The sequence below is a fragment of the Streptomyces lonarensis genome (assembly GCF_012033735.1).
Classification (GTDB): domain Bacteria; phylum Actinomycetota; class Actinomycetes; order Streptomycetales; family Streptomycetaceae; genus Streptomyces; species Streptomyces lonarensis.
In genome coordinates, this window is the sequence record NZ_JAAVJD010000291.1 from 1 (window position 1) to 4,422 (window position 4,422).

General features: G+C 76.2%; 2 protein-coding genes and 2 pseudogenes. 2 read left to right on the plus strand and 2 right to left on the minus strand.

Annotation, left to right across the window (positions count from 1 at the left end; all coding sequences use genetic code 11):
• Positions 1-33 precede the first annotated feature (33 nt).
• Positions 34-1,101 carry an HAD hydrolase-like protein gene (locus tag HCN56_RS23025; protein WP_167974198.1) on the minus strand — a complete coding sequence of 356 codons (1,068 nt, stop codon included), beginning with the start codon at positions 1,099-1,101 and terminating at the stop codon, positions 34-36.
• A gap of 64 nt (positions 1,102-1,165) precedes the next feature.
• Between HCN56_RS23025 and HCN56_RS23030 the strand changes: the two genes are divergently transcribed.
• Complete coding sequence (locus HCN56_RS23030) at positions 1,166-2,476, plus strand: DUF1015 family protein (protein ID WP_167974200.1); 1,311 nt, start codon at positions 1,166-1,168, stop codon at positions 2,474-2,476.
• A gap of 519 nt (positions 2,477-2,995) precedes the next feature.
• Here the strand turns inward: HCN56_RS23030 and HCN56_RS27325 are convergent.
• Positions 2,996-3,674: pseudogene (locus tag HCN56_RS27325) on the minus strand (tetratricopeptide repeat protein); the annotation flags it as partial.
• 147 nt (positions 3,675-3,821) lie between these two features.
• On the opposite strand from HCN56_RS27325, the pseudogene HCN56_RS27330 reads away from it, so the two are divergent.
• Positions 3,822-4,422: pseudogene (locus tag HCN56_RS27330) on the plus strand (hypothetical protein); the annotation flags it as partial.

The following is a 4,422-nucleotide window of genomic DNA, read 5'->3' on the forward strand; positions in this document are numbered from 1 at the left end:
CCGGCGTCCTGCCCGCCCGGCGGCGGGCGCCGGTCAGAGACCGAGCGCCGCGACGGCCTCGCGCGCGTCCGCAGAGCCCGGCCCGTCGGGCGACGCCGCCCAGACAGCCGCGCACACCGCCCGCAGCCCGTCCACCGGATCGCCGCTCCCGGCCAACGCCACCACCCCACCGTCCACGACCGCCCGCATCCCCCCGCACCGCCACGCGTCGCCCTCGGCGACCGGCGCCGGGACCGGCGCCAGCAGCGCCCGCAGGTCCGCGGCGACATACGTCGGCCGGTGACGCGGGGCGGCCGCGACCAGGGCGGCCGCGTCGGTGACGCCGGTCAGGACCAGCAGCGAATCGACGCCACCGTTGTGCGCCCCTTCGATGTCGGTGTCCAGCCGGTCCCCGACCACCAGCGGGGTACGGGCACCGGTGCGGATGACCGACTCCCGGTGCATCGGCGGCTGCGGCTTGCCCGCCACCACCGGCTCCCGGGTGCCGCCGCTCCCGATCCGCACCACCTCCACCGCCGCGCCGTTGCCCGGGCCGATCCCGCGGGGTGTCGGGATGGTCAGGTCCGTGTTGGACGCGAACCACGGCAGGCCGCGCCCGACGGCGAGGGACGCCTCGACCAGCCGACCCCACGGCAGCTGCGGACCGCCGTACCCCTGCACCACGGCCACCGGCTCGTCATCGACGGACTCCACGGGGACCAGCCCGCGCTCGGCGAGCGCCGACCTCAGCCCCTCGGCCCCGGCGTACAGCACCCGCGAACCGGCGGGCACCGCCTCGGAGACCAGCCGTGCCACGGCCTGCGCCGAGGTGACCACCCCCCCGGTGACCGCGGGCAGCCCCAGCTCCGCCAGATGTCCGGCGACGACCTCCGGGGTCCGGGCGGCGTTGTTGGTGACGTACGCCAGGTTCATGCCGCCCCGGGCTGCGGCCAGCAGCGACGGCACCGCGTGTTCGACGGCGGCGCCCCCCACGTACACCACCCCGTCCAGGTCCAGCAGCGCCGTGTCATAGCGTTCCGCGAGCGGCACCTCCGAGCCGGCGGGCAGCGGGCCCGTGCCGGCCGGGGTCCCCGGCGTCCGATGTGCGTGGTGTGCGTCCATGGGTACCGATCATCGCGCACGCCAGGCCCTGCCCGTGGAGCGCCCCGGCGCTTACCATGCGGGGATGCTCTCACACGGTCTCGACCTGGCTCCGTTCCGTGGCGTGCGGTACGTTCCGGAGCGGGTGGGTGACATCGCGGCCGTGACCTCCCCGCCCTACGACGTCGTGGTGCGGCCGGACGGCGTCGACGAGTTGCGCACCTCCGACCCGCACAACGTGGTGCGGCTGATCCTGCCGCAGGCCGGCGACCAGGGCTCCGCCAGCCGCGACGCGGCCCGGACTCTGGACCGCTGGCTGGCGGAGGGCGTCCTCGCCCGCGACGGACGAGAGGCCCTGTACGTCTACGAGCAGCGGCGCGGCGCCACGCTCCAGCGCGGAGTGATCGGCGCCCTGCGGCTCAGCCCGCCCGGCGACGGGGTGGTGCTCCCCCACGAGGACGTCATGCCCCAGGTGGTCGCCGAACGGTCCGCCCTGCTGCGGGAGACGGCCGCCAACCTCGAACCGCTGCTCCTCGGGTACCGCGGCGACACCGCGGCGGGCGACACGGCGGCGGACGGCGCCGCGCACGACGCTGCACCCCCGTGCGCGACGGGCGAGGTCATCGACCGGGTGGTGGCGCGGCCGCCGCTGCTCGCCACCACCACCGAGGACGGCTACGCCCACCGGCTGTGGGCGCTCACCGACCCGGCCGACCTGCGGACGGTCACGGAGGACCTGGCCGGGCGCACGGCACTGATCGCGGACGGCCACCACCGCTGGGCGACCAGCCGCCGCGTGGCGCAGGAGCGCGGTGGCGAACCGCCGTGGGACCGCACACTCGTCCTGCTGGTGGACACCGCCCGCCACCCGCTCCAGGTGAGGCCCATCCACCGGGTGCTGCCCCGCCTCTCCCCCGACCGCGCCCTCGACGCGGCCACCCGGTGGTTCCGCACCCGGCGGCTGGCGCAGGGCGACACCGGGGCGGCGCTCACCGCACTCGCCGCCGCGGCCGGCCCGGCCTTCGTGCTCACCGACGGCGCCGGCACCCACCACCTGCTGGACGCGCCCGCGGAAGACCTGCTCCACCGCACCCTCGACGCGGGCGGTTACCCGGCCGCTTGGCGCCGGCTCGACGCGGCGGTGCTGCACGCGGCGCTGCTCGGCGAGGTGTGGCAGGTGCCCGACCTCCCTTCCCACATCGCCTACCTCCACGACACGGATGCGGCACTGCACCAGGCCGCACGTCACCACGGCACCGCGGTGCTGATGCGCCCGGTCGACGAGGCGACCGTTCTCGACCTCGCCCGACAGGGCGTCACCATGCCCCGGAAGTCGACCTCGTTCGGACCGAAGCCCGCCACCGGGCTGGTGCTCCGGCTGCTCGACGAGAGCTGACCGCCCGCCGCCGCCCGCCATTGACTGCCGCCGGCGGCTCCGGCCGGCTCGGAGCGCACGCACGGCCGGCGGTACCGGCCGGTGGATTCCGGCTTGGGCTTGCCGGGACAGGCCGAGGGGCCGGCAGCGGACGCGTGGTCCGGTGCCGGCCCCTCGGCCGTGCTGACGGTGCGGCGGCTCAGGCGGAGGCGACGCCCCGCTCAATGGCGTCGGCGTCGTCCGCCGTGCGCTGATCGGCGGCCCCGCGGTCGGGGGCGTCCGCAGCAGCGGTGCCGCGCTCGTCACGGTCGCCGTCCTCGGCGACAGCGTCGGACGAGACGTTGCCGACCGGCCCGTTGTCGACGACCGGCCCGTTGTCGACGACCGGCGCTTCGTCGGCGACGGCGTCGGATGCGCCGGTGCCCTGCGGGCCGACCGCGGCTGCCGCGACCGTCTGCTCGGCGACCGGCCAGTCGTCGTCGGCCTGGTCGTCCTCGACCTGCTCGCCGCCGTCGAGCTCCGCGTCGCTCTCGCGAGTCGCCCCGCGGTCGGCGTGCGCGACCGGTGCGGCGTTCTCGCCGGTCTCCTCCGAGGAGGACTCGTCCAGCGCGTCGATGAACGTCACGCCGTCCAGTTCGGCCAGCCGGTCGGAGGCGTCGGTGGCGCCGGCCTGGTCCGCCTCGAGGGTCCGGGCGAACCACTCGCGCGCCTCCTGCTCCCGGCCCACCGCCAGCAGCGCGTCGGCGTACGCGTAGCGGAGCCGCGCGGTCCACGGCTGGGAGGAGGTGGAGGCCAACTCGGGGCTCTGGAGCGTGACCACCGCCGCCTCGGCCTGACCCATGTCGCGGCGCGCACCGGCTGCGACGAGCCGCATCTCGACCTGACCGGCCTTGTCCAGGCGCGTCACTTCCGGCTCGCCGGCCATGGCCAGCGCCCGTTCCGGCCGCCCCATGCCCCGCTCGCAGTCCGCCATGACGGGCCACAGGTGCGAGGAGCCGGACATCCGTCGAGCAGCGCGGAACTCGGCCAGCGCTTCGGCGTACTTGGCGACGCCGTAGGCGGCGAAGCCCGCGGCCTCGCGCACGGCGCCGACGCGGGAGGCGAGGCGGAGCGCAACCTTCGCGTGCCCGTAGGCGCTCTCCGGGTCCTCGTCGAGCAACCGAGCAACCATCACCAGGTTGCGCGCCACGTCGTCGGCGAGCGTCTTCGGGAGGGTCATCAGCTCCTGGCGGACATCGGGGTCGATCTCCTCGCCGGTGACGTCCGGCGGGATCGGCAGGCGCCGAACCTGCTCGCGCGACCGGTCGCCCCGATAGTCGTCCCGGCGGTCGCCACCGTCCCGACCGTAGGGCCGACCGCCACCGCGGTGACCGCGGTCGTCGTCCCGCCGGTAGGACGGCCGGTCGCCATCGCGGCGCGGGCCGCGCGAGCGGTCGTCGCGGTCGCGGTTGTACGACGGGCGGTCCCCGTCACGACGGAACCCGCCGCGGTCGTCGCGGTCGCGGTTGTAGAAGGGCCGGTCGCCGTCACGGCGGAACCCACCGCCGCGCTGGTCGTCACGGCGCGGGCCACCGGAACGGTCGTCCCGACGAAACGCCGGCCGATCACCATCACGACGCGGACCACGCGGGCGGTCATCGCGGTCACGGTTGAACGCGGGCCGGTCGCCGTCGCGGCGGAACCCACCGCGGTCATCGCGGTCGCGGTTGAAGGGCGGCCGGTCACCATCGCGGCGCGGACCACGGGGACGGTCATCGCGGTCACGGTTGAACCGAGGACGGTCCCCGTCGCGCCGGAACCCACCGCGGTCATCGCGGTCGCGGTTGAAGGGCGGCCGGTCACCATCACGGCGCGGACCACGGGGACGGTCATCGCGGTCACGGTTGAACCGAGGACGGTCCCCGTCGCGCCGGAACCCGCCGCGGTCGTCGCGGTCGCGGTTGTAGGAGGGCCGGTCGCCGTCACGG